The sequence below is a fragment of the Guyparkeria sp. genome (genome assembly GCF_046540515.1).
GTDB lineage: Bacteria > Pseudomonadota > Gammaproteobacteria > Halothiobacillales > Halothiobacillaceae > Guyparkeria.
Map to the genome: position 1 here is coordinate 25,910 of NZ_JBKHFB010000002.1, position 22,552 is coordinate 48,461.

Below are 22,552 nucleotides of genomic sequence, written 5' to 3' on the forward strand. Positions count from 1 at the left end.
TTCTTGGGAAGGCGGAATCAGCGACGGGCGTCGATGCTCTCGACGAACTGATCGAACAGCAGGTCGAGATCGTGAGGCCCGGGACTCGCCTCGGGGTGCCCCTGGAAACTGAAGGCCGGGCAGTCGGTACGGCGGATGCCCTGCAGGCTACCGTCGAACAGTGATCGGTGCGTCGCCTCGAGGTGGGCCGGCAGGCTGTCTTCCTCGACCGCAAAGCCATGGTTCTGGCTGGAGATCAGCACGCGCCTCGAAGCGATGTCCTGGACCGGGTGGTTCGCGCCGTGATGGCCGAACTTCATCTTGCTGGTCTTCGCCCCACTGGCCAGTGCCAGCAACTGGTGACCCAGGCAGATGCCGAACAGCGGGATGCCGGTCTCGAGGAAGCGCTCTATGTCGGCGATAGCCTTGGTGCAGGCCGCCGGATCGCCGGGCCCGTTGCCCACCAGGATCCCGTCAGGCTTCGCGGCGAGAAGCTCCTCGACCGGCGTGTCGGCCGGGAAGAGCGTGATGCGGCAGCCGCGATCGACCAGTTTGCGCAGGATGTTGTGCTTGAAACCGTAGTCGTAGGCGACGACGTGGCGGGTCGGTTCGGGCCGGTCCGAGACGGCCACCCACCAGGAGCCCTCGGCCCACTCGCGCACCTCGCGGGTGCCGACCTCGGGGATCAGGTCCATGCCCGCCAGGCCCGCAAAGCCCTGCGCCTGCTCGATGGCGGCCGTGGCATCGAGATCGTTACCGGCGACGATGCAGCCCTTCATGGCACCCTGATCGCGCAGGCGGCGGGTGAGTTCGCGGGTATCGACCTCGGCGATGGCGACCACGTCGTGCTCGCGACAGTAGTCCTCCAGCGACTGCTGACCGCGCCAGGAGCTCATCTGGCCAGAGTCGCGGATCACCAGGCCGGCGACATGGACCGCGTCGGACTCGGCGTCCTCGGCGTTGATGCCGACGTTGCCGATGTGCGGGTAGGTCAGGGTCACGATCTGCCGGCGATAGGACGGGTCGGTGAGGATCTCCTGGTAGCCCGTCATCGCGGTATTGAACACCACCTCGCCCACGGACACCCCATCGGCACCGATGGAGGTGCCGTAAAAAACGCTCCCGTCTTCAAGAGCCAGGAGCGCGGTGTTGGCCGGGAGCCCGGTGTTCGCGTCTGAGACCGTGCTATCCAAGAACTTTCCCCCACTGAATTGTCATCTCGCCCCGCCCGAGTCGGCGCCGGCCGCCGAGGCAGCCGGCGCGCCTCGGTTTCGGGGCGCAATTATGACTGAAAGCCCCCGAGGCTGTCCACGTCAGGGCGGCTGCGACACCGTTCCCGCATCGCTGCCGCTGCACCCAAACCGTTGGGGTGATCACACCGGCTTGAGGCCCAAGACGTGGCTCATGTCGTAGAGACCGGCCGGCTTGTCCGCGACCCAGTGGGCGGCTCGCACCGCGCCCTTGGCGAAGGTCATCCGGCTGGAGGCCTTGTGCGTGATCTCGACTCGCTCGCCGATCCCGGCGAACAGCACGGTGTGGTCGCCGACCACATCGCCACCGCGGATGGTGGAAAACCCGATGGTCTCCGCGGTCCGTTCGCCGGTGATGCCCTCGCGGCCGTAGATGGCCACCCGCTGCAGGTCACGGTCCAGCGATTCGGCCACCGCCTCGCCGAGGCGCAAGGCGGTGCCGGACGGCGCGTCGACCTTGTGCCGGTGATGGGCCTCGATGATCTCCACGTCGTAGTCGTCGCCGAGCATGCTGGCGACCTGACCGAGCACCTGCAGCAGCACGTTGATGCCGATGCTCATGTTGGGGGCAAAGACGATCGGGATGTCGCGCGCCGCGGCCTGCAGTGTGTCCTTCTGTGCCTCCGACAGACCGGTCGTGCCGATCACGATCGCCCGGCCAGCCTCGCGGCAGATCGCGAGATGACGCATCGTCGCCTCAATGGAGGTGAAGTCGATCAGTACATCGAAGTCATGATCGTGACCGGGCAGGTCGTCGACCACCGGCACGCCGATCTGGCCGATCCCGGCAATCTGGCCGGCATCCTGGCCGATCAGCGGACTGCCGCTACGGGCGAACGCCGCTCCCATCCGCGTGTAACCACCCTGGTGGGCCGCTTCGATCAGTCGACGCCCCATGCGGCCGTTGGCGCCAACAATCCCGACTCGTGTGCTCATGATTTCTTGCCTGACTCCCTGCTCGTCATGGTGGGTGATTGCCCGGATTCTACCAATGCGCGACTTCGGGGCGGTCCTCAGAGCTTGAAAAAGCCCGCCCGGTAGTGCGACAGCTCGGCCACCGAGCCACGGATGTCGTCCATGGCCTGATGGCTGGAGGGCTTGCGAAAGCCCGCGAGCACGTCCGGTTGCCAGCGTCTCGCCAGCTCCTTGATGGTAGAGACATCGAGGTTGCGATAGTGGAAATAGGCTTCCAGCTCGGGCATCAGGCGGGCGAGAAACCGCCGATCCTGGCAGATGCTGTTGCCGCACATCGGCGACTTTCCTTGCGGCACGTACTGGCGCAGGAATTCCAGCGTGCGGGTCTCCCCGCAGCGCAGATCGCAGTCGCTCTGGCGCACGCGCTCGATCAGGCCGCTCTGCCCATGCACGCGCTGGTTCCACTCGTCCATGCCGGCCAGCTTGGCCTCGGGCTGATTGATCGCGATGACCGGGCCTTCGGCGAGCACGTTGAGATGCTTGTCTGTCACGAGGGTGGCAATCTCGATAATGGTGTCCCGGACCGGGTCCAGTCCCGTCATCTCGAGATCGATCCAGATCAGATTGTCTTCCGGGGCGTGCATGGACTCTCTCCTATTGATGCGGTGCACCGTGGCGTGGCGGTGACCGAACGCGGGGACATGGGTACCGAGGCGCCCAGAAGCCTAGCACGTCAACGCGGTCGTCACGCCGTGCCCAACAGGTGTGTACCCTGCTCGGGGCTCGCGCCGTCCGCTATACTGGGCGCCGGCCCAATCCACCCTCGACGGGGGCTTCCCGCCCCGTCCGTACCGCCGGAATCCGATGTTCATGGCTGAACTAACCGACACCGACCGCCAGGAAGAGCTCGACTCGCTGATCCACGAGATTCGCGACACGCTCTCCCGGCAGGTAGAGGCGGATCGAGGCGGCGAACCAGGCGAGTCCCACCTCCCCTTCTCGGAGCTGACCCGGCACGAGCTGGCCAACCTCGCACGCAAGATCGAGCGACTCCACGCCGCCGACGTCGCCAAGGTGCTCGAGTCCCTTCCCCAGGACGAGCGACTGATCATCTGGGAGCTGGTGCATTCGGATCGAGACGGCGAGGTGCTGCTGGAGGTTTCCGATTCGGTCCGCGACACCCTGATCGAGGTCATGGATCGTGAGGAGATCCTCAACGCCGCCTCGACGCTCGACACCGACGAGCTCGCCGACCTGGCCCCCGACCTGCCCGAAGGCATGATGCAGGACGTGTTCACCGCCCTGCCGATCGACGACCGTGAGAAATTGCGCTTCGTCATGTCCTACGACGAGGACACCATCGGCGCGCTGATGGACTTCGACCTGGTCACGGTGCGCGGCGACGTGACCATCGAGGTGGCCCTGCGTTATCTACGGCGGATGGATTCGCTGCCCGACCACACCGACAAGCTGTTCGTCACCGACCGCGACGGGCTGTTCGAGGGCGTCATCCATCTCAAGACGCTGTTGCTCAACGACCCCGAGACGCGGATAGCCGACGTGATGGAAGGCGACGCGGTGCGCTTCCACCCGGAGGACAAGGCGCGCGACGGCGCGGATGCCTTCGAGCGCTACGATCTCGTCAGCGCGCCGGTGGTCGACGAAGTCGATCGTCTCGTCGGTCGGGTCACCATCGACGCGGTGGTCGACTTCATCCGCGAATCCAGCGACGAGGAACGACTCTCGCAGGTGGGCCTGTCCGAGGAGGAGGACATCTTCGCCCCGGTGCGCAAGTCGGTGAAGAACCGGGCCCCGTGGCTTGCGGTGAATCTGGTCACGGCCATCGTCGCCGCCCAGGTCATCGGCCTGTTCGAGGGCTCGATCCAGCAACTGGTGGCGCTGGCCGTCTTGATGCCGATCGTGGCGGGCATGGGCGGCAACGTCGGCAACCAGACCATCACGATGATCGTGCGTGAACTGGCCTTCCGCAAGCTGGGTGGCGGCGACATCCGGCTGCTCTACGGCAAGGAACTGAAGGTCGCGCTGATAAACGGGGTGGTCTGGGGGGGCGTGCTGGGTATCGTCACGTTCGTGATGTACCAGAACGCCGGCGTCTCGGCCGTGATGGTCGCCGCGGTCACCCTGAACTTCCTGAGTGCGGCGTTCTTCGGCGTGACCATCCCGATCGTGCGGACCCGCATGGGCCGTGACCCGGCGCTCGGCAGCGCGGTCATGATCACCGCAATCACCGATTCGGGGGGCTTCTTCATCTTCCTCGGGTTGGCCACCCTCTTCCTGCTCTAGGTTCCCGCGATGACCCGCAAGATCCGCCTGAGCAAGCAGCAGCAGCGTCAGATCGATCGCCGACGGCGCGTCGCGAACGACACCGATTCCTCACTGGAGCCGGGCATCGTGGTCACGCACCACGGCCACGACCTGCTGATCGAGGATGCCGAGCATCATCTTCACCGCGGTCGGGCACGGCGCACGGTCGGCCGTCTGACCACGGGCGATCGTATCCGCTGGCAACGCGACGAGCAGGACAACGTGTTGATCGAGCAGCGCGAGGACCGTCGCAACCTGCTGATCCGCCCCGACGCCTACGGAAAGAAGAAGATGATGGCCGCCAACATCGACCAGGTGCTGGTGGTCACCTCGGTGCTGCCATGGATGAACCCCGAGGTGGTCGAGCGCACCCTGGTGGCCGTGTTCGCGTTACCCGCCCGTCCGGTGATCGTGCTCAACAAGACCGACCTGCTGGCAGAGATCGACGCCGAGCAACGCGAGTGCATCGAGGCGACCGTCGCCCTGTGGGCGTCGCTGGGATTCGAGGTGATCCGCACCTCGGTCAAGTCCGGCGAGGGCATCGAGACCCTGCGCGAGCGACTGCACGACCAGGTCACCCTCGCGGTGGGATTGTCCGGTGTGGGCAAGACCTCCCTCTCACGCGAAATCACGCCCCGCGCCGACCAGGCGGCGATCGGCGCGATCTCGGCGTTCAACCGCGAGGGGACGCACACCACCCGTGCGAGCACCCTCTACCGGTTCCCCGATGGCGAGGGAGGGCTGATCGACGCGCCCGGCGTGCGCGATTTCCCGGTCGACACCGTTCCAACCGAGGCCCTGGAGGAGGCTTTCCCCGAGATCCACGCCGCGTCGGCCTACTGTCGTTTCAACGACTGTCGACACATCAACGAACCCGGATGCGCGGTGCGGGCCGCCGTGGACGACGGCGAGATACTCGAGCGGCGGCTGCAGCAGTATCAGGCGCTGCGCGCCACGAGCGACTGAAGACGCGCGGTCGCGATCACTTCAGTCGCGTCAGCCCGGCGGCCACTGCATCGCACGCCCACCCAGCAGGTGGAGGTGCAGGTGGTAGACCTCCTGACCGCCGTCACGATTGCAGTTGAACACCGTACGGTAGCCTGACTCGTCGACACCCTCCAGCGCGGCCAGCTCGCGGGCTACCACGAACAGCTCCCCGATCAGGGGCGCATCCTCCGGGGTGATATCGTTCAGTGTGGGGATGGGCTTTTTCGGGATGATCAACAAATGCACCGGCGCCTGCGGATTGATGTCGCGGAAGGCGAGTATCCGTTCGTTCTCGAACACGATTTCCGCCGGTATTTCGCGGTTGATGATCTTGGTGAAGATGGTTTCGCTCACGGTCGAGCCTCCCAGCAAATGAAACGATGAATTAGGGTGGGCACTTGGGAACCACGTGAATTCCCGTCCAGCTTAGCCTAAGTTCTGCTCTCCCCGGGGCGCCGCCATCCGCCGCTGCGGCGATCATGCCGATTGATGGCCAACTAATTCATTAGTAGACTACCTTTTTGCGGTGCGGCGGTCCGATCGTGCGTCGCCCGACCCAGATTGCGTCAACCCCGGCAGGCCCTGCCTGTCATCGACCCGGTACACCCCATGTCCCCGATCCGCGCCCCGTTCTCGCTCAGATCCCGTCCGTTCATGGTCGCGATTGCGCCGGCCGTGTTGCTGATGGTGGCCAGTCTGCCCGCTCAGGCCCAGTCCGGCGGAAAGCAGCCGCCGCCCAAGGTGCCCGTCATCCAGATCGAACCGGCCAGCGCTTCGGTTTACAAGGAGTTCACCGGCCGTACCGAAGCGAATCGCCATGTCGAGGTGCGAGCCCAGGTCGGCGGCATCCTCGAGTCGCGCGATTACGTCGAGGGTGAGCGGGTGGAGAAAGGTGACGCTCTGTTCCGTATCGATGAACGGCCGTACCGGGCGAGCGTGAACAAGGCCGGGGCCGACCTGGCCTCGGCCCGCGCGACACTCGCCGCCGCGGAGCGTGATTGGCGCCGTAACAGTTCGCTGTTCGATCGTGGCGTGGCCAGCGAGAAGCAGCGCGACGACGCCCGTTCGGCCCTCGAGACTGCCCAGGCCGCAGTCAAGGTCGCCGAGGCACAGCTGGAGTCTGCCCAGATCGATCTCGACTACACCTCGGTGGCCGCGCCCATCCCGGGCATCGCCGGTCGGCGTGCCGTCGACCCGGGCAATCTGGTCGGCGTGGGCGACCGACTGGTAAGCATCGAGGAAATCGATCCGATCCAGGTCACGCTGTCCTACCCGGTGGACGACCCGTTTGCCGACAGACCGGCACTCAATCCCTCCACGGAACGGAAGACACCAGCCGAAATCGCCAACATCACCGGCCCCGAGGGCGAGACGATCACCGGTGAGCTCGACTACCGCTCGGCCAGCATCGATCGGGGTACCAACTCGATCGAACTGCGTGGTGTGTTCGACAACCCGGGCGACGTGTTGCGGCCAAACCGTTACCTGCGGGTCCGACTGAAGGTCGACGAGGTCAGCGACGCGGTGATCATTCCCGAGAGCGCGATCGGAACCGGCGCCGAACCCAACAGCACGGTGGTCTACGTGCTCGATGACGAGGACAAGGCCGAGCAACGTCGGGTGGAACTGGGGCCGATGAGCGATAAGGGCCGCATCGTCGAGTCCGGCCTCGAGCCAGGCGAACGACTTATCGTCGACGGCCTTCTCAAGGTCCGCCCGGGCAAGCCGGTCGACCCGCAGGACCCGAAGGACGACCGGGATCGGAAAGACGATAACGGAGCCTGAACCGCGTCTCGCCCTTTCCACTCAACCTGCCCGTGACGCCCTCCTGACGAGGGCACCGGAGACCATCGATGTTTTCCAAGTTCTTCATTGACCGCCCGATCTTCTCCACCGTGCTGGCGATCGTGATCATGATCGCGGGCGGCGCGGCCTTCACGGGCCTTCCCATCGAGCAGTATCCCGAGATCGTCCCTCCCGAGGTCGAGGTCCGGGCCACCTATGCCGGGGCTGACGCGGGAACCATAGCCGAGTCCGTCGCCGCACCGATCGAGCAGGCGATCAACGGCGTCGACGACATGCTGTACATGACGTCGGGGAGCTCCGATGCCGGGCAGATGAACCTCTCCGTGACCTTCGCCACCGGCACCGACCCGGATCAGGCCACGATCGACGTCAACAACCGCGTGCAGCGCGCGCTGCCCCAGCTTCCGCAGGAGGTGCGTGACCAGGGCGTGGTGGTGAACAAGAAGAGCAGTTCGCTGCTGATGGTCATCACCCTGATCTCGGAAGACGAGGAATTCGATACCAAGTTTCTCAGCAACTACGGGCTGATCAACATCCTCGACTCGCTCAAGCGCGTACCCGGTATCGGGGATGCCAGACTGTTCGGCGCACAGGACTATTCCCTTCGGGTCTGGTTCGATCCGGCCAAGCTGGCCCATTTCGACCTGACCCAGGACGACATCGCCGCGGCGATCAGCGAGCAGAACGCCCAGTTCGCCGCCGGCAAGTTCAACGACTCGCCCAACAAGGAAGGCGAGGCGTTCACCTACACCATCACCTCCGAAGGGCGCTTCAACGAGGTCGAGGAGTTCGAGAACATCATCCTCGCCTCCTCCGAGGATGGCGGCACCCTGCGTCTCAAGGACGTCGCCGAGGTCGAGCTGGGCACGCAGACTTACGGTTTCAATGCGACGTACAACGGCGCGCCGACGGTGCCCATGGGGCTTTATCTCGCACCGGGGGCCAACGCGCTCGAGACCGTCCAGCAGGTCCGGGAGGAAATGAAGGAGCTCTCCGAGCGCTTCCCCGGGGACATGAACTACCAGATCCCGCTGGACACGACCGATTTCGTGCGCATTTCCATCGAGGAAGTGCTCAAGGTGTTCGTCGAGGCATTGTTGCTCGTCACCCTGGTCATCTTCATCTTTCTGCAGAAACCGCGCGCGACCATCGTGCCGCTGGTCGCGATTCCGGTCGCATTGATCGGCGCGCTCGCCGGTCTTTACCTGTCCGGCATGTCGATCAACCTGTTGACCCTGTTCGGCTTCGTGCTCGCGATCGGCATCGTGGTGGACGACGCGATCATCGTCATCGAGAACGTCGAACGGCTGATGCGCGAGGAAGGCCTCAAGGCGCGCGAGGCGTCGATCAAGGCGATGGAACAGGTCACCGGCCCGATCGTGGCCACCACGCTGGTCCTGCTGGCCGTTTTCGTGCCCGTCGCGTTCATTCCCGGCCTGGCTGGCGAGATGTACCGCCAGTTCGCCGTGGCCCTGTCGATCTCGGTGGTGCTCTCGGGCGTGGTCGCACTGACTCTCACCCCGTCGATGACCGCCCTGCTGCTCAAGAACCACAAGGAGAAGAAGCCCCCGCTGCCGTTCCGGATCTTCAACCGGGGCTTCGATGCCTTCCGCGACGGCTACATGAAGCTGGTGCACTTCTTCCTGGTCGCTTGGCCGATCGGCCTGTTGTTGTTCGCCGGGGTGGTGATCGCCGCCGTCATGCTGTTTCGCAGCACGCCGACCGGTCTGGTGCCCGAGGAGGACCCGGGTTATTTCATCTCCACATTGAACCTCGATCCGGCCGCGAGCCTCTCGCGTACCAACGAGGTCCGGGATGAATACTCGGCGATGATCCGGGAGAATCCGGACGTGCACATGCAGGTCGCCTTTGCCGGTTTCGATCTGCTGGCCGGCACTCAACGCCCGTACAAGGGCGTGGCCTTCACGCGCATGAAAGACTGGTCGGAACGACCCGATGATGACCAGAGCGTCCAGGCCACGGTCAAGAAGGCAATGGGAGCCGGCAGCCAGATCGAGGAAGGTCAGGTCATGGCCTTCGTGCCGCCGCCGATCCGCGGCATGTCGACCACCGGCGGCTTCGAAGCCTATCTGCAGCAACGCGGATCGGCGGACGTAAAGGCGCTGGCCGACGCGGCCAATGCCCTGGTTGCCGCGGCCAACGAGCGACCGGAGCTCGCCGGTGTACGGACCACCTTCGTCGACAATACACCGCAGTTCCACATGGAGGTCGACCGCGAGCAGGCCTACGCTCTGGACGTGCCGGTCGCCGCCGTGTTCCGCACCATGCAGGGCACCTTCGGCACCCGCTATGTCAACGATTTCACCCTGTTCGGTCGAAACTTCCAGGTGAACATGGCCGCCGACGCGGACTTCCGTGCCGACCCGCAGGACCTCGAGAACGTCTTCGTGCGCGGCGGCAATCGGCAACTGGTGCCGATCAGTTCGGTGGTCAGCCTGACCCGCACGACGGGCGCGGACGTGATCGACCGTTTCAATATCTTCCCGGCGGCCAAGATCATGGGCAACCCGGCCGAGGGCTACTCCTCGGGCCAGGCGCTCACGGCCATGCAGGAGGTGGTCGACCAGGCGCTCGGCGGGGGTGACTACACCCTTGGCTGGGTCGGCTCGGCGTTCCAGGAGCTCTCCAGCGGCTCGGCCGGGGCGATCGCCTTCCTGCTGGGCGTGATCATGGTGTTCCTGATCCTCGCGGCGCAGTACGAACGCTGGTCCCTGCCCTTCGCAGTCATCACCGCGGTGCCGTTCGCCGTACTGGGCGCACTGATCGCGATCTGGATGCGCGGGATGAACATCGACATCTACTTCCAGGTGGGCATGTTGGTGCTGATCGCGATGTCGGCGAAAAACGCCATCCTGGTGGTCGAGTTCGCCTCGAAGATGCACAACGAGGATGGTCTCTCGATCAAGGAAGCTGCCCTGAAGGCCGCCCGCATCCGTTTCCGCCCGGTGATCATGACGTCGATGGCCTTCATCCTCGGCGTGCTGCCGCTGGCACTGGCCACCGGCGCCGGCGAGGCCGCGCGCAATTCGCTGGGCACACCGATCGTGGGCGGGATGATTCTCGCGACCTACGTCGCCATCCTGTTCATCCCGATGTTCTTCGAGCTGCTCCAGACCGGCGCCGAGAAGATATTCCGGCGCAAGCGGACCTCGTCCTGAGCGGGCGCGACGAGCGATCATGGCTACGGATCGATTGATTCGCTTTCCGCTCGGTGATCCGTCCGACGCGGCGGGCACGCGACTCTGGGTGCGACTGACAATCGCCGACGGGATGTTGCGGGGGATGCGGGTCGAGGACGCACCCGGTGAGAACCGACCCGAGCGGCTCCCGAACGGCTACGCGGACGTCGAACAGGCTCTCGTCCACTGGGGTGAGACGGATGGCGAGCCGTTCGACTGGACCGCCCACCCGGGCTTTCCCGCCACCGGCACGCACTTCCAGCGAGCCGTCTGGTCGGCGCTGTGCCGGCTGCGATGGGGGGAATGGGTCAATTACGGCGAACTGGCGCGCCGGGCCGGGTACCCGGGTGCGGCGCGGGCCGTGGGCCAGGCGGTGGGGGCCAATCCCTGGGCGCCCCTGGTCCCCTGCCATCGCGTCCTGGCCGCCGGAGGCCGGCTGGGTGGTTACGCGCAGGGCTCGGCCATCAAGTCCCGGTTGCTCGACCTCGAGGAAATCGCCTACCGCTGAGCGGCGGCGAGTCGGGTCAGTCCGTCCCCGGCTCGGGGTTGTCGCGATGACGCGGCTCGGTGGCGTGCGCGTCTAGATCCGCCCAGTAGCGCATGCGCTCGGCGATGCTGCGCTCAAGTCCCCGCTCCACCGGCTCGTAAAAGCGCTGGTCGACAAGGTCCTCGGGCAGGTAGGTTTCACCGGCGGCATAGGCCTCGGGTTCGTCATGGGCGTACCGATACCCCTTGCCCCAGCCCTCCCGTTCCATCAGGGCCGTCGGCGCATTGCGCAGATGCATCGGCACCGGGTCGGTGCCACGTTGCCGGATCGTCGCCAGCAACGCGTTGTGCGCCTTGTAGACGGCGTTGCTCTTCGGCGCCACAGCCAGGTACATGGCCGCCTGGGTGAGCATCAGTTCGCCTTCGGGCACACCGAGTCGATCGAAGGCCGTCCACGCATCCAGTGCCACGCTCAGCGCGCGCGGGTCGGCATTGCCGATATCCTCGGAGGCAATCCTCACGAGTCGCCGCGCGAGATACGACGGATCGGCCCCGCCATCCAGCATGCGCAGCAACCAGTACGCCCCGGCATCCGGGTTCGACCCGCGGATCGCCTTGTGCATGGCCGATATCTGGTCGTAGAACTCGTCGCCCCCCTGGTCGAATCGCCGCGGTGACTGCGTCAGCAGGGCCTCGAGCGTCTCCTCCCCTACCTCGCGGGCCGCCCCGTCGGGCGTGTCGGCCGCAAGCTGGGCGGCAAGCTCCAGCAGGGTAAGCAGGCGCCGGGCATCGCCGTCCGCTGCGGCCACCAGCCGCTGGGCAATCGCCGGTTGCATCACCAGCGGCAGCCCGCCTGTGGTCTCCTTCACACCCTGGGGGTGGTCCAGGGCGCGCTCGAGCAAGGCATGCATGGCCGCGTCGTCCAGCGCCTGGAGGCGATAGACTCGCAGCCGCGAGAGCAAGGCATTGTTGAGCGAGAACGAGGGGTTTTCCGTGGTTGCGCCGACCAGCACGAGCACGCCCTGCTCCACGGAGGGCAGCAGCTGGTCCTGCTGGGTCTTGTTGAACCGATGGATCTCGTCGAGGAACAGCACGGTCAGGCGCCCGGCCGACCGGCGGCGCTCGCGGGCCGACTGGATGATCACCCGCAATTCCCTCACCCCCGCCTCGACGGCCGACAGGTAGACGATCTCGGCCTGCAGGCGTTCGGCGTAAAGGGCGGCCAGCGTGGTCTTTCCCACGCCCGGCGGCCCCCAGAGCAGGCAGGAGTGCGCCTGGCCCTTTTCCATCGCCACACGCAGCGGCGCCGATTCCCCGACCACGCGCACCTGGCCGGCGAATTCTTCGATCCCCCGCGGTCGCAGCCGGTCGGCAAGCGGCCGGTAGATCGAGGGTGACGACTCGTCCGATCGCGGGCTCGTCAGCCCGATCGAATCATTGCCCGGATCGGAGCTGCCGAACAGATCGTCCTGCGAGTGAGCATCGGTCATTATCTGGTCGCGTGTCCGGCAAAGCTCACTGGATCGCCGGTGGCTCGCGTGCCTCGACAACGTCGACCCCGTCGGGGGCCTCGAACTCGAAGGCGGACTCGTCGACCGACTGGTTGAACCGACGCGACTCGAAGGAGACGCGGGTGGTCTGGTCGAGCTGATCGATAAACCGCATCTCGCGAATGCCCTGCTCGTCCACGCCCAGCAGCACCTCACGGAAGTCCCCCTGCTCGTCGAGCGGCCGCAGGGCAAACCAGTTCAGGCCGCCTTCGCTTTCCAGGTGCCGGACGCGAAACACCTCGTCGACCGGTCGCTGACCGGTCAGGATCGCGATAGGGGCCCCTTCGGTGGCCGAAAGCGGCGAGCGGCTGGCCTGGCGGAGGTCCGGTTCGTAGACCCAGAGCTTGTCGTCGTTCGCGATCAATTCCTGGACATAGGGCGTCTCGTAGCGCCAGAAGAACTGGCCGGGCCGCCGCAACACGAAGGTGCCGGTGGATTCTCGCTTCACGCGACCCTGGGCATCCCGACGTTCCTGGGTAAAGTCCGCTGCCAACGTCTCGATTCTCGCCAATTGCTCAAGCAGGGCATCGACGTCGTCCGCCTTCGAGGCGGCTGCCGCCGGCGCGGCAAAAACGCCAACGAAGAACGCGGCCATGGCGATCCCGGTCAGGATGCGCTGGATGACGGTACGGCGAGTGGAATCTCGAGTCATGAATCACCAATGCGTGGTAGGAACTGGTTCGACGCCTCTCGGCGTTCGCGGTTCCGGGCGGGATGAGCGGAGGGGGTACCCCAAGCCTATTTCGGGGGTGGTGGGGCGAGCACCTCGCGGCTACCGTTCGCGCCGAGTTCGCCGACCACCCCGTCGGCCTCCATTTGTTCCACCAGGCGCGCGGAGCGGTTGTAGCCGATCTTGAGGCGTCGCTGGACGTAGGAAATCGAGGCCTTGCGCGACTCGGTGACGATCGCCACGGCCTGATCGTACAGCTCGTCGATCTCCTCGCCATCGGCGCGGACCGGTTTCTCGCCCGGCAATGTCACGTTGGCCGCGGTGGCCTCGGAGAGCACTTCGTCGACGTACTCCGGCTCGCCCAGCGTCTTGAGCGCCTCGACCACGCGATGAACCTCGTCATCACTGACGAAGGCGCCGTGCACGCGCATGGGCATGCCGCTACCCGGCGGCAGGTAGAGCATGTCACCGTGACCGAGCAGGTGTTCGGCCCCCATCTGGTCGAGGATCGTCCGGGAATCGACCTTGGAGGACACCTGGAAGGCGATGCGCGTGGGAATGTTGGCCTTGATCAGGCCGGTGATTACGTCCACCGACGGGCGCTGGGTGGCAAGAATCAGGTGGATGCCCGCCGCGCGGGCCTTCTGTGCCAGCCGGGCGATCAGCTCCTCGACCTTCTTGCCCACCACCATCATCATGTCGGCAAACTCGTCGACCACGATCACCAGGTACGGCATCGGCTCGAGCGTCGGCGGCGGCAGATCCGGGTCGAATGCCTGGGCGTGATCGTAGAAGGGGTCCTTGATAGGCTCGCCACTGTCGATGGCCTGCCGAATCTTTTCGTTCGCGCCGGCGATGTTGCGCACCCCGAGCTTGGCCATCAACCGGTAGCGGCGCTCCATCTCGCCCACCGCCCAACGCAGGGCGTTGGAGGCCTCCTTCATGTCGGTCACCACCGGGGCGAGCAGATGACCGATCCCCTCATATACCGACAGCTCGAGCATCTTCGGATCGATCAGGATCAACCGCACCTCTTCGGCCGTCGCCTTGTATAGCAGGCTGAGGATCATGGCATTGACCCCCACCGACTTGCCGGAACCGGTGGTGCCGGCCACCAGCAGGTGCGGCATGCGTGCAAGGTCGGCCATGATGGGCTCGCCACCGATGTCCTTGCCCAGCGCCACGGTCAGCGGCGACCGGGCCTCCCGGTAGCGGCGCGACTCGAGCAGCTCGCGCAAGGCGATGATCTCGCGAGACGTGTTGGGAATCTCCAGGCCCACCGTCGACTTGCCCGGAATCACCTCGACCACGCGCACGGACACGATCGACAGCGCTCGCGCCAGATCCTTGGCGAGGTTCGAGATCTGGCTGACCTTCACCCCGGGGGCCGGCTGCAGTTCGAATCGCGTGATTACCGGGCCGGGGTGGGCTGCCACTACCTCCACCGAGACGCCGAACTCCGAGAGGCGCGCCTCGATCACTTCCGACATGCGCTGCAGGTCGTCCTTGTCGAAGCCACTGCTCTGCTGAACCGGGCGATCGAGCAGCTCCAGGATCGGCTTGCCGTCGGCGGTGCCCAGTTCCGGTTGTGGCGGCCCGCTCGACTTTCTCTTAGACGAGGTGACCGACGGCGCCGGTGCCGGTTTGGGCGGCGCGGCCGGCCTGGTCCGAGGCTTCGGTTTGCTTTCGGGGCGTGGGGTCTGCTTGCGCCGCTGCTCGACCTCCTCGTAGCTCGCCCCGATCTCGGGTATCGGCGCCGGACCGGGCCGACGCGACAATGGCAGCCGCGCGAGAACCCAGCGCGCCACCGACCGCACCCCGTTGACCAGCCGGATCAATATCGCACCGATCAGATCAAAAAGGGCAAACCAGGAAAGACCCGTCGTCGCCGACACACCCAGCATCATCAGGCCGAGCAGCACCAGCGTGCTGCCCAGGGCGCCGAGCATGCGAACCATGCCTTCGGCGAGCACGAGACCCAGCACGCCACCGGCAGACAACCCGCTGGGGGATTCCAGTGGTTCGTGGTTGATCGCTGCCAGAACGCTGACGCAGAGCACCAGCAGCAGCACCCCGAGCCACTGGATCGCGAACGGCAGATCGGCCCATCGCCTCCCCTGCCGCGCTCGCTGAAACGTCCGCCACAACAGCGGCAGCAGCGCCGGCACCAGCATGTAGGCTCCGAAACCGGCCAGGTAGCGGGCCCCGTCGGCCACCCAGGCCCCGACCAGCCCGGCAGCATTACGGACGTCGCCGGCTCCGGTGACGCTGAAACCCGGATCGTCGGGGTGGTAACTGAGCAGGGCCAGCAGGTAGACACCCAGCAACAACGCGACGACCAGCAGGGCCAGCTCGAGCAGGGCCAGCTGGGGACGGAAGATCGCAGGCTTGGTCATTCCGGGCATCGGGTCAGGCCTATATTTAACTCAGTCAATGGCTTAGTTGCGTTTGTTATAGTGGAAGATCCGATTTGGATCATACCAAGCTAGCCAAGGCGGGCCAACTGCCGCGCCGTCATCCCCGACCGTCTACATCAAGATGCGCCGGGATGAGGATTGGCCGAGCCAGACGGTCGGCTATGATCAACGGACGACAGCGACCGATTTCACCCAGCAACCAACGGACCGCAACATGAACGACAACCCCGATCTCTGGCGAGAAAAGCTCGATGAAGAACAGTACCGCGTTTGCCGGCTGGGCGGCACCGAGCCTCCCTGGTCCGGGACCCTTAACGACGAAAAGCGCCCGGGGCGCTTCGATTGTGTCTGCTGCGGGCGCCCCCTGTTCGTCAGCGACGCGAAGTTCGATTCCGGCTCGGGTTGGCCCAGCTTTTTCCGGCCGGCCAGCCCGGAGGCGCTGACCACGCGGCGAGATACCAGCCACGGGATGATCCGCACCGAGGTACTGTGCGCCGGGTGCGACGCTCATCTCGGGCACGTGTTCGACGACGGCCCTCTCCCGACGGGACGGCGCTACTGCATCAACAGCGTGTGCCTGGACTTCGTACCGGACGAGACACAACCCGCTACTTGACCACGCGCAGGCTCGGCCCGCCCTTTCCACCCCCCGAAGGCGAGGTCGGCGGCGGATCGTCATCCGGGCCACTCCCGTCCGACTCCTCGGGCGAATCACCCGCCGATGCATCCGACCCGCTCTTTTCCGAGGCCGTCTCCTCGCCTCCGGGTACCGCACGGAGTTGCGGGCGCCCCTTGCCGGAAGACGTCGGGGCTGGTGCACCCTCGCGGTCGCCGTCGGACTGCGGGAAGGTCTCCTCCGGCTCGTCCGGAAAGGTGGCTCCCTGTCCGGAGTCGCGATCGACGATTGCCCGGACCGCGTGCATCGGCACGAACACGCGCTCGGGCTGACCGCCGAACCGGGCCTCGAAGGAGATGCCGACGCGATCCATGTGGAAATCACGCACGGCCGAGGGGTTGATGTTGAGCTGGATGTGTCCGTCTTCGACGAACCTGGCCGGCACCATCACGTCCGGCGCATCGGCATTCACGACCAGGTGCGGCACGTGTCCCTGGTCGAGAATCCAGTCGTAGAAGGCGGGAATCAGGTAGGGACGCTTGGAGAGCATGATCAGCCTTCGCGCATCTCGCGTTCGACTTCGGTGAGGCTCGCCTGGAAGGTCGGCCGGCTGAATACCCGATCCATGTAGTCGAGGATCGGCTTGGCACCCGGGCCGGACAACTCGATGCCGTATTTCGGCAGGTACCACAGCAACGCGGCCAGCGTGACGTCGGCGAGCGAGAATTCCTCGCTCATGAAGAACGGCATTGCCGAGAAGATCGGTGCGGCCGACAACAGTTCTTCCTTGAGCTGCTTGCGCGCCCGGGCCACGGTCTTCTCGCCGCGCTCGAACTCGGGCAGCAGGCCGTACCAGTCCTTCTCGATCCGGTAGAGCGCGGTGCGCACCTTGGCCCGGCTGACCGGGTCGACCGGCATCAGCGGCGGGTGGGGAAAGCGCTCGTCGAGGTATTCCATGATCACCCGCGCGTTGGTCAGGACCAGATCACGATCGGCGAGCACCGGCACCGTGCCTTCCGGGGACAGGTCGTGGAAGTCCTCCGGCGGCTCCTGTTCGGACAGGTCGATGATCTCGGCGGTCAGTTCCTTCTCCGCGAGCACGATGCGGGTGCGGTGGCAGTCCGGCGAGTCCGGACTGGTGAACAAGGTCATGACCGAACGACGATTGACGGTCGCCATTGGCGCCTCCCGTGGTGCAAATGAGTAAAACGCCATGATAACAAAAACCCGGCCTCGGGGCCGGGTTCGTCGGGGTTTCGAGCGGCCACATGGCCGCCTGGTCGGGCTCGCTCAATGCTTGATGTCGCGCCAGTATTCCTTCTTCAGCAGGTACATCACCAGCGTGAAGATGAACAGGAAGGCGAGCACGTAGGGGCCGTAATGTGCCCGGAGCAGCGCGGCCGGCTCGGACATGTACACCATGAACGCGGTCAGGTCGCGCATCTTCTCCTCGAACTCTTCCTCAGAAAGCGTGCCAGGGCGCTCCGGCGACTCAAGCCCGATCAGGCGACGCTTGGCGTCCTCGCCCTCGCCCTCGGTTTCGTAGACCGGCTGCTTGACACCCTGCTCGGCGGCGAAAACGTGCGGCATGCTCACCAGTGGAAATACCGCGTTGTTGACGCCCCAGAGCGTGTCCGGGTCCTCGTAGAACGTGGTCAGGTAGGTGAACATCCAGTCGGCGCCATGCACTCGTGCCGAGAGCGTCAGGTCCGGCGGCGCGATACCAAAGGTCTCCTCCGCATAGTCGGCCGGCATGTTCGTCTCGATCACATCGCCCGGTTTGCTGAGCTCGTCGGGCATCAGCACGGCCAGTTGCTCCTCGGAGAGCCCAAGATCCTCGCCGATGCGACCAAACCGCATCATCTTGGCGCTGTGACACGAAGCACAGCTGTCCATGAACGTCTTTGCCCCCCGGTACAAGGATGCCTTGTCGCTGAGGTCGACGTCGGCATCCGCGAGAGGGTAATTGCTGCTGGCCGCCTTCACCGACGGGGTCGCGATCAGGCCAATCAGGAACATGAGAAAGGTGATACGAATCATTGCAGGCGCTCCGGCACGGGCTTGGTGCGTTCATGACGGCTGATGAAAAACAGCGCGATGAAGAAGCCGAAGTAAACGGCCGACAGCATCTGGGAGCCTAGGGTGCCGAGCGTGGTCGGCGGCTGGGTGCCCAGGTATCCCAGTCCGATGAATGCGACCACGAACGCGAACAGGTTGACCTTGAACGCCGTCGAGCGGTAACGAATCGATCGGGTACGGTTACGATCGATCCACGGCAAGACGAACAGAATCAGGATCGCGATCGTCATCGCAAGCACACCCAGGAACTTGTCCGGTACGGCGCGCAGGATTGCGTAGTGCGGTGCGAAGTACCACACCGGCGCGATGTGTTCGGGGGTCTTGAGCGGGTCGGCCGGAATGAAGTTCGGGTGCTCGAGCATGAGACCACCGCCGTCAGGCCAGTAGAACAGCACTACGGCGAAGATGAACATGAATACGCCCAGACCGAACAGGTCCTTGACGGTGTAGTAAGGATGGAACGGGATGCCGTCGACCGGCTTGCCGGTGTCGTCCTTGTTCTCCTTGATATCCACGCCATCGGGGTTGTTCGAGCCCACCTCGTGCAGCGCCATGATGTGCCCGCCGATCAGGAACAGCAGGACCAGCGGCAGCGCGATGACGTGCAGGGCGAAGAACCGGTTGAGGGTGGCATCGGAGACGACGTAGTCACCACGAATCCAGAGCGCCAGATCCGGACCGATCACGGGGACCGAGCTAAACAGGGAAATGATCACCTGCGCACCCCAGAAGGACATTTGTCCCCAGGGCAACAAGTAGCCCATGAATGCCTCCGCCATCAGCACCAGCAGGATCAGCACGCCGAAGATCCAGACGAGCTCGCGCGGCTTCTTGTAACTGCCGTACATCATCCCGCGGAAGATGTGCAGATAGACGGCGATGAAGAAGAACGAGGCACCGGTCGAGTGCAGGTACCGGATCAGCCAGCCCCACTCGACATCACGCATGATGTACTCGACCGAGGCGAAGGCATCGTCGGCCGAAGGCTTGTAACTCATCGTCAACCAGATACCGGTGACGATCTGCAGTACGAAGACGACCAGCAGCAGCGAGCCGAAGTAATACCAAAAGTTGAAGTTGTGGGGGACGTAGTACTTGGCCAGGTGGGCATTCCAGAAATGCGAAACCGGCAGGCGGTCGTCCACCCACTTTCCCAGGGACTTCATCATGCTGCCTCCTCCTCGGTGCCGCCGACGCGAATGATGTCGCCGATGTCGCTGCTCACGTAGACATACGGCGGCACTTCCAGATTGGTCGGTGCCGGCACGCCCTTGTAGACCCGTCCGGAGATATCGAATTTCGAGCCATGGCAGGGGCAGAAGAAACCGCCTTTCCAATCGTCACCCAGATCATCGGGCGCCACTTCCGGTCGATAGGTCGGCGCACAGCCCAGATGGGTGCAGATACCGACCACCACGAGGTAACGCTTGCTCTCCTCGCGGGCTCGATAGATGTTGGCGGCGAATGGCGGCTGCTGGTCCACCACACGCGAATCCGGGTCCTGAACCTCGTCGTTGAGCTCGGGCAGGAACTCGAGCATGCGGTCGGTGCGATGCACCACGTAGACCGGCTTGCCGCGCCAGGAAACGGTGGTCATCTGCCCCGGGGAGAGCTTGGCGATGTTCACGTCGACCGGCGCACCGGCCGCCTCGGCCTTGGCACTGGGCTGGAAGGAACTCAAGAACGGAACGGCGGCAAAGCCGACGCCCACCGCGCCAACCGCCGTCGCCGCGCCGGTCAGAAACCGGCGCCTTGCCGGGTTGGAGGGAGAATCAGCCATTGTTACGTCGTACTCCTGGATGGTTGTCCGTCAAACGATCACGACCGGAAAGCGGTTTCTCGTCGTTCGTGTTGCTCGCGTGCCTTTCGGCCTTCCGGTGCCCGGCGAAAAAACGCCCGGAACCGTTCCGGGCCGCCGTGTGATCTCGAGTTCGTACCGCCCTTTCCGTGGGGCATCACCGATGCACAGCATTTTTCACGGCGCAGGTAGTTTAAGCATCTCGCCCCCACCGTCAAACAAGCCCGGCTAATACCTCGAGATAGACCTTTATTAGCTTGGGAAACCGATTGCATCGCGATTTTCGCCATCAGACGGGGTTCGGAATATCGATAAAGCGATGCTCTATACCGAATTCCTCGGCGAGCCGCTCGCCCAGCAGCCTCACCCCACCGGTCTCCGTGGCATGATGCCCGGCGGCGAAATAGGTCACGCCGCACTCACGCGCCATATGGGTGGTGCGTTCGGAGATCTCGCCGGAAACGAAGGCGTCGAGGCCAAGCTCGATGGCCTCGCCCAGCATGTCCTGCGCCCCGCCGGTACACAGGCCGATGCGATGGATCGTCCGATCGGTCGGCCCGACCACCAGAGGCTCGCGACCCAGTTGCGCGGTGATGCGTGCGGCCAGTTCGCTGCCGGTGCCGGGCTGCTCGAGTCGACCGAACACGGCCAGCTGCTGGTGGCCGAATCGCCCGGTCACGTTCATCCCCAGCGTGCGGGCAAGCCAGGCGTTGTTGCCGATCTCTTCATGCCCGTCGAGCGGCAGGTGGTATCCGATCAGGTTGATGTCGTGGGCGAGCAGCGTCGCGATTCGCCGGCGCTTCATGCCGGTGATGGTCTCCGGCTCGTTCTTCCAGAAGTAGCCATGGTGAACCAGAACGGCATCCGCCTCCGCCTCGACGGCGGCATCGAGCAGTGCCTGGCAGGCGGTCACGCCGGTCACCAGCCGACGAATCTCACGTCGCCCTTCGACCTGCAGACCGTTCGGCGCGTAGTCGCGGTAGGTTTCGGGCTCGAGCAGGCCCTCGCAATAGGCGAGCAGCTCGTGGACATCGACCGACTCGGACATGGGCGCTCCTCCTGAAGATGTGAATCGAAACGACCGGAACCCTAGCACGATCCACTCGTCCCCGGCCCCCGACCGGCACGGTCTGCGGCCGCTTGGCGCGGTCGCTGTGGCGTGTTCCAATGCGGCAAGTCCCTTCCTTGGAGCGTCTCGGCCATGCCCAGCCCCGCCACGGCACGCCTGCTTTCCCGTCGGTTCCTGCCGTACTTCTTCACCCAGGCGCTGGGGGCATTCAACGACAACGCCTTCCGCTTCTCGGTGATGTTCCTGATCACCTACGAGATCGGCACGGCGCAGGACGGCAACCTCGACGTGCTGATGAACCTGGCGGCGGGATTGTTCATCCTGCCCGGCCTGCTGTTCTCGCCCATGGCCGGTCACTGGGCCGATCGACTCGATCAGGCAAGGCTCGCGCGCTTGCTCAAGTGGACGGAACTGGGGCTGATGATCGTCGCCGCGCTGGCGTTCTGGTGGCAGAGCATCTGGCTGTTGATGTTGCTGGTGTTCCTGATGGGCACGCAATCGGCCTGGTTCGGCCCGCTCAAGTACGCGATCGTCCCGCGGCACCTGCCGGCGGGCATGCTGATGCGCGCCAATGGCTGGGTGACCGCGAGCACGTTCTCGGCCATCCTGCTCGGCACGCTGACCGGCGGGCTGCTCGCGGCCACCGGCGAACGTGCCACCCTTATCGCCAGCCTCCTGGTAATTGGCGTGGCCGTCGGCGGGCTGGTGGCCTCACGCTTCATACCGCCTGCCCCGGCACCGGGGCGGGCGCCGGACCGCGCCGGCCCAATCCGAAGCTGGATTGCCACCTGGCGGCTGCTGCGCCGACAACCAGCTAGCCTGCGCCTGTCGATGTGGCTGATCAGCTGGTTCTGGTTCGTCGGCGCGGGGTACCTCACCCAGTTTCCCCGCTTTGCCGAGGACGTGCTCGACCTGCCGGCCGACGGGGCGACCGGGTTGCTTGCCCTGTTCGCCCTGAGCATCGCCGCCGGCGGCTTGCTGGTGGGTTACCTCGGCGGTCGACGCCCCCCGCGTGCCGTGGCCCCGTTTGCCGCCCTCGGCGTGGCCGTGGTTGCGCTCGACTGGTACGTCGCTGCCTCGGCAACGAGCCCGCTGATGTGGCGGATAGGGCTAGATATCGCGCTGACCGGCCTGTTCGCGGGCCTGCTGGTCGTGCCGCTCTACAGCCACCTGCAACGTGCCTCGCGGCCGTCGCAGCGCGCCCGGCTGATCGCCGCGCTCAATGTGCAGAACGCCCTGGCCATGGTGGTCAGCAGCCTGCTGGCCATCGTCCTGTTCTCGTTGCTCGGCATCGAGCTGCCGACCTTCTTCCTGCTCTTCGGCGGCACGGGGCTGCTGGTGGCCATTGCCGTCTGGCGGCACTGGCGCGGCCTGATGCCGGCACGTCACCGACACTGAGCGGCAC

The 22,552-nt window shown here is 65.2% G+C and carries 20 protein-coding genes; 7 read left to right on the plus strand and 13 right to left on the minus strand.

From position 1 onward, the window contains the following. Window positions 1–17 precede the first annotated feature (17 nt). From carA to orn, 3 genes are all read right to left on the minus strand, one after another. Window positions 18–1,172, minus strand: coding sequence for a glutamine-hydrolyzing carbamoyl-phosphate synthase small subunit (carA, locus tag ACLFRM_RS00415; RefSeq protein WP_410753599.1), 1,155 nt, complete (start codon window positions 1,170–1,172; stop codon window positions 18–20). 180 nt (window positions 1,173–1,352) lie between these two features. Then, window positions 1,353–2,165, minus strand: coding sequence for a 4-hydroxy-tetrahydrodipicolinate reductase (gene dapB, locus ACLFRM_RS00420; protein WP_410753600.1), 813 nt, complete (start codon window positions 2,163–2,165; stop codon window positions 1,353–1,355). A 77-nt stretch (window positions 2,166–2,242) separates the two neighbouring features. Next, window positions 2,243–2,788 carry an oligoribonuclease gene (gene orn / locus ACLFRM_RS00425; protein ID WP_410753601.1) on the minus strand — a complete coding sequence of 182 codons (546 nt, stop codon included), beginning with the start codon at window positions 2,786–2,788 and terminating at the stop codon, window positions 2,243–2,245. Between the two features lie 226 nt (window positions 2,789–3,014). Between orn and mgtE the strand changes: the two genes are divergently transcribed. Together mgtE and rsgA are read left to right on the plus strand one after the other, a co-directional pair. Then, complete coding sequence (gene mgtE / locus ACLFRM_RS00430; protein WP_410753602.1) at window positions 3,015–4,448, plus strand: magnesium transporter; 1,434 nt, start codon at window positions 3,015–3,017, stop codon at window positions 4,446–4,448. 9 nt (window positions 4,449–4,457) lie between these two features. Next, window positions 4,458–5,435 (plus strand): ribosome small subunit-dependent GTPase A, encoded by a 978-nt coding sequence (rsgA, locus tag ACLFRM_RS00435; RefSeq protein ID WP_410753604.1) that lies wholly within the window; start codon window positions 4,458–4,460, stop codon window positions 5,433–5,435. A gap of 30 nt (window positions 5,436–5,465) precedes the next feature. Here the strand turns inward: rsgA and ACLFRM_RS00440 are convergent, their stop codons facing one another. After that, window positions 5,466–5,810, minus strand: a complete 345-nt coding sequence (locus tag ACLFRM_RS00440) for a histidine triad nucleotide-binding protein (RefSeq protein ID WP_410753605.1) — start codon at window positions 5,808–5,810, stop codon at window positions 5,466–5,468. A gap of 255 nt (window positions 5,811–6,065) precedes the next feature. On the opposite strand from ACLFRM_RS00440, the gene ACLFRM_RS00445 reads away from it, so the two are divergent. The 3 genes from ACLFRM_RS00445 to ACLFRM_RS00455 all read left to right on the plus strand — a co-directional run bounded on the left by ACLFRM_RS00445 (window position 6,066) and on the right by ACLFRM_RS00455 (window position 10,970). Further along, window positions 6,066–7,241: an efflux RND transporter periplasmic adaptor subunit gene (locus tag ACLFRM_RS00445; RefSeq protein WP_410753606.1), complete on the plus strand. Its 1,176-nt coding sequence runs from the start codon at window positions 6,066–6,068 to the stop codon at window positions 7,239–7,241. A gap of 68 nt (window positions 7,242–7,309) precedes the next feature. Continuing rightward, window positions 7,310–10,441 (plus strand): efflux RND transporter permease subunit, encoded by a 3,132-nt coding sequence (locus ACLFRM_RS00450; RefSeq protein ID WP_410753607.1) that lies wholly within the window; start codon window positions 7,310–7,312, stop codon window positions 10,439–10,441. Window positions 10,442–10,460: 19 nt separating this feature from the next. Continuing rightward, the gene (locus tag ACLFRM_RS00455) at window positions 10,461–10,970 is read left to right on the plus strand and encodes a methylated-DNA--[protein]-cysteine S-methyltransferase (protein ID WP_410753608.1); all 510 of its coding nucleotides are present in this window, start codon (window positions 10,461–10,463) and stop codon (window positions 10,968–10,970) included. A gap of 16 nt (window positions 10,971–10,986) precedes the next feature. On the opposite strand, the gene ACLFRM_RS00460 is transcribed toward ACLFRM_RS00455, so the two are convergent. The 3 genes from ACLFRM_RS00460 to ACLFRM_RS00470 all read right to left on the minus strand — a co-directional run bounded on the left by ACLFRM_RS00460 (window position 10,987) and on the right by ACLFRM_RS00470 (window position 15,573). Next, window positions 10,987–12,438: a replication-associated recombination protein A gene (locus tag ACLFRM_RS00460; protein WP_410753609.1), complete on the minus strand. Its 1,452-nt coding sequence runs from the start codon at window positions 12,436–12,438 to the stop codon at window positions 10,987–10,989. 25 nt (window positions 12,439–12,463) lie between these two features. After that, window positions 12,464–13,150 (minus strand): outer membrane lipoprotein chaperone LolA, encoded by a 687-nt coding sequence (gene lolA, locus ACLFRM_RS00465; RefSeq protein WP_410753611.1) that lies wholly within the window; start codon window positions 13,148–13,150, stop codon window positions 12,464–12,466. Between the two features lie 86 nt (window positions 13,151–13,236). Further along, window positions 13,237–15,573, minus strand: coding sequence for a DNA translocase FtsK (locus ACLFRM_RS00470; RefSeq protein ID WP_410753612.1), 2,337 nt, complete (start codon window positions 15,571–15,573; stop codon window positions 13,237–13,239). Between the two features lie 226 nt (window positions 15,574–15,799). Between ACLFRM_RS00470 and msrB the strand changes: the two genes are divergently transcribed. Beyond that, window positions 15,800–16,201, plus strand: coding sequence for a peptide-methionine (R)-S-oxide reductase MsrB (gene msrB, locus ACLFRM_RS00475; RefSeq protein WP_410753613.1), 402 nt, complete (start codon window positions 15,800–15,802; stop codon window positions 16,199–16,201). Here msrB and ACLFRM_RS00480 read toward each other — a convergent pair. From ACLFRM_RS00480 to ACLFRM_RS00505, 6 genes are all read right to left on the minus strand, one after another. Beyond that, on the minus strand, window positions 16,194–16,751 hold the full coding sequence (locus ACLFRM_RS00480) for a stringent starvation protein B (RefSeq protein WP_410753614.1): 558 nt from the start codon (window positions 16,749–16,751) through the stop codon (window positions 16,194–16,196). The two genes, msrB and ACLFRM_RS00480, sit on opposite strands and share 8 nt — an antisense overlap. Before the next feature lie 2 nt (window positions 16,752–16,753). Continuing rightward, on the minus strand, window positions 16,754–17,380 hold the full coding sequence (locus tag ACLFRM_RS00485) for a glutathione S-transferase N-terminal domain-containing protein (protein ID WP_136866137.1): 627 nt from the start codon (window positions 17,378–17,380) through the stop codon (window positions 16,754–16,756). A gap of 111 nt (window positions 17,381–17,491) precedes the next feature. Further along, entirely contained in the window at window positions 17,492–18,241 is a 750-nt protein-coding gene (locus ACLFRM_RS00490; protein WP_410753616.1) for a cytochrome c1, read from the minus strand. After that, complete coding sequence (locus ACLFRM_RS00495; protein ID WP_410753617.1) at window positions 18,238–19,449, minus strand: cytochrome b; 1,212 nt, start codon at window positions 19,447–19,449, stop codon at window positions 18,238–18,240. The genes ACLFRM_RS00490 and ACLFRM_RS00495 overlap by 4 nt, the downstream gene beginning before the upstream one ends. Continuing rightward, window positions 19,446–20,060: a ubiquinol-cytochrome c reductase iron-sulfur subunit gene (petA, locus tag ACLFRM_RS00500; protein WP_410753618.1), complete on the minus strand. Its 615-nt coding sequence runs from the start codon at window positions 20,058–20,060 to the stop codon at window positions 19,446–19,448. Before petA ends, ACLFRM_RS00495 begins: the two co-directional genes overlap by 4 nt. 307 nt (window positions 20,061–20,367) lie before the next feature. Next, a complete protein-coding gene (locus ACLFRM_RS00505; protein WP_410753619.1) occupies window positions 20,368–21,126 on the minus strand; it encodes a Nif3-like dinuclear metal center hexameric protein in 759 nt (252 codons plus the stop codon). A gap of 153 nt (window positions 21,127–21,279) precedes the next feature. On the opposite strand from ACLFRM_RS00505, the gene ACLFRM_RS00510 reads away from it, so the two are divergent. Then, window positions 21,280–22,545: an MFS transporter gene (locus tag ACLFRM_RS00510; protein ID WP_410753620.1), complete on the plus strand. Its 1,266-nt coding sequence runs from the start codon at window positions 21,280–21,282 to the stop codon at window positions 22,543–22,545. Window positions 22,546–22,552 lie beyond the last annotated feature (7 nt).

Bases quoted from the DNA above. Each gene is read 5' to 3' on its own strand.
- msrB (WP_410753613.1), top strand. From the start codon at position 15,800: ATGAACGACAACCCCGATCTCTGGCGAGAAAAGCTCGATGAAGAACAG.
- ACLFRM_RS00470 (WP_410753612.1), bottom strand. From the start codon at position 15,573: ATGCCCGGAATGACCAAGCCTGCGATCTTCCGTCCCCAGCTGGCCCTG.
- ACLFRM_RS00445 (WP_410753606.1), top strand. From the start codon at position 6,066: ATGTCCCCGATCCGCGCCCCGTTCTCGCTCAGATCCCGTCCGTTCATG.
- ACLFRM_RS00490 (WP_410753616.1), bottom strand. From the start codon at position 18,241: ATGATTCGTATCACCTTTCTCATGTTCCTGATTGGCCTGATCGCGACC.
- petA (WP_410753618.1), bottom strand. From the start codon at position 20,060: ATGGCTGATTCTCCCTCCAACCCGGCAAGGCGCCGGTTTCTGACCGGC.
- rsgA (WP_410753604.1), top strand. From the start codon at position 4,458: ATGACCCGCAAGATCCGCCTGAGCAAGCAGCAGCAGCGTCAGATCGAT.
- ACLFRM_RS00460 (WP_410753609.1), bottom strand. From the start codon at position 12,438: ATGACCGATGCTCACTCGCAGGACGATCTGTTCGGCAGCTCCGATCCG.
- ACLFRM_RS00510 (WP_410753620.1), top strand. From the start codon at position 21,280: ATGCCCAGCCCCGCCACGGCACGCCTGCTTTCCCGTCGGTTCCTGCCG.
- ACLFRM_RS00495 (WP_410753617.1), bottom strand. From the start codon at position 19,449: ATGATGAAGTCCCTGGGAAAGTGGGTGGACGACCGCCTGCCGGTTTCG.
- ACLFRM_RS00450 (WP_410753607.1), top strand. From the start codon at position 7,310: ATGTTTTCCAAGTTCTTCATTGACCGCCCGATCTTCTCCACCGTGCTG.
- ACLFRM_RS00480 (WP_410753614.1), bottom strand. From the start codon at position 16,751: ATGCTCTCCAAGCGTCCCTACCTGATTCCCGCCTTCTACGACTGGATT.
- ACLFRM_RS00455 (WP_410753608.1), top strand. From the start codon at position 10,461: ATGGCTACGGATCGATTGATTCGCTTTCCGCTCGGTGATCCGTCCGAC.
- ACLFRM_RS00505 (WP_410753619.1), bottom strand. From the start codon at position 21,126: ATGTCCGAGTCGGTCGATGTCCACGAGCTGCTCGCCTATTGCGAGGGC.
- lolA (WP_410753611.1), bottom strand. From the start codon at position 13,150: ATGACTCGAGATTCCACTCGCCGTACCGTCATCCAGCGCATCCTGACC.
- mgtE (WP_410753602.1), top strand. From the start codon at position 3,015: ATGGCTGAACTAACCGACACCGACCGCCAGGAAGAGCTCGACTCGCTG.
- orn (WP_410753601.1), bottom strand. From the start codon at position 2,788: ATGCACGCCCCGGAAGACAATCTGATCTGGATCGATCTCGAGATGACG.
- ACLFRM_RS00485 (WP_136866137.1), bottom strand. From the start codon at position 17,380: ATGGCGACCGTCAATCGTCGTTCGGTCATGACCTTGTTCACCAGTCCG.
- dapB (WP_410753600.1), bottom strand. From the start codon at position 2,165: ATGAGCACACGAGTCGGGATTGTTGGCGCCAACGGCCGCATGGGGCGT.